Genomic DNA, 943 nt, shown 5'->3' on the forward strand with positions numbered 1-943 from the left:
GAGTAACGTCGTCGTTAAATCTTGAGCACTAATGTGCTCAAAACGAGTCCCTTTAGGATAAAAATAACGTAAATTCCGATTAAAGCGTTCATTACTACCACGTTCAGCTGGAGTATAAGCATGGCAGTAATAGGTCTTAATACCATATTGTGATTCAAGTGATACTAGCCCACTAAACTCAGTGCCACGGTCCACAGTAAAGCTGTGCACCGGACCATTAAAAGTGGTTAGGAACTTAGTTAGTGCTTCATTAACAGTCGCTGTCGTCCGATCTTTTAACCGGTATGCCCAAAGGAACCGTGATTTGCGATCGATTAAAGTTAATAAAACTGCCTTACTATGCCCACGAGGACCAACGACTGTATCTAGTTCAAAATCGCCGATGCGATTACGTTGATTAATCATCATGGGACGCTGTTCAATTGATCGCCCCAAAGATTGATTATATTTGGATCGTTGGTCAACGTTACGCCGTTGGCGTACGCCATGTTCAGGTAGATCATTCAAGGAGAAACCAATCCTCCCCTGATTTAGCCAATTATAAATAGATTTAGTAGCTAGTTTAAATTCGTGAGCAATCATTCCTGGTGACCAGCTTAGACATAAATGGTTGAGAATTTTTTGCTTTAACTCATCGCTCAGCTTAGTTTTCCGACCACATCGTGATCGCTTGTATTCGGCATCTGTTTGTGCTAATTCAGCCTGATAAGTTTTACATCGAGATAATTCATAAGAAATTGTTGACGGTGATCGGTTCAGCCGAACGCCCATTTGGATATTGGACAGCCCTAGTTCACAAAAGGTTTCGATTTTAATTCGTTCGGAATAGGTTATACTAGACAAAAGATCAGCTCCTAAAAGATGGGTTTGTGGTAAACACCATTTTAAAGGAAGCTGATCTTTTTTGTCCGAACAGCGTTCGGATTAATTTTACAATCTACCT

1 protein-coding gene is annotated in these 943 nt (G+C 40.6%); it reads right to left on the reverse strand.

Going from position 1 to position 943, the window contains the following annotated elements:
- The coding region (locus IV54_RS07110) for an IS30-like element ISLpl1 family transposase (RefSeq protein ID WP_057878693.1) at positions 1–843 on the reverse strand (843 nt) is incomplete at its 3' end.
- Positions 844–943 lie beyond the last annotated feature (100 nt).

The organism is Levilactobacillus paucivorans, assembly GCF_001437125.1.
Lineage (GTDB): Bacteria > Bacillota > Bacilli > Lactobacillales > Lactobacillaceae > Levilactobacillus > Levilactobacillus paucivorans.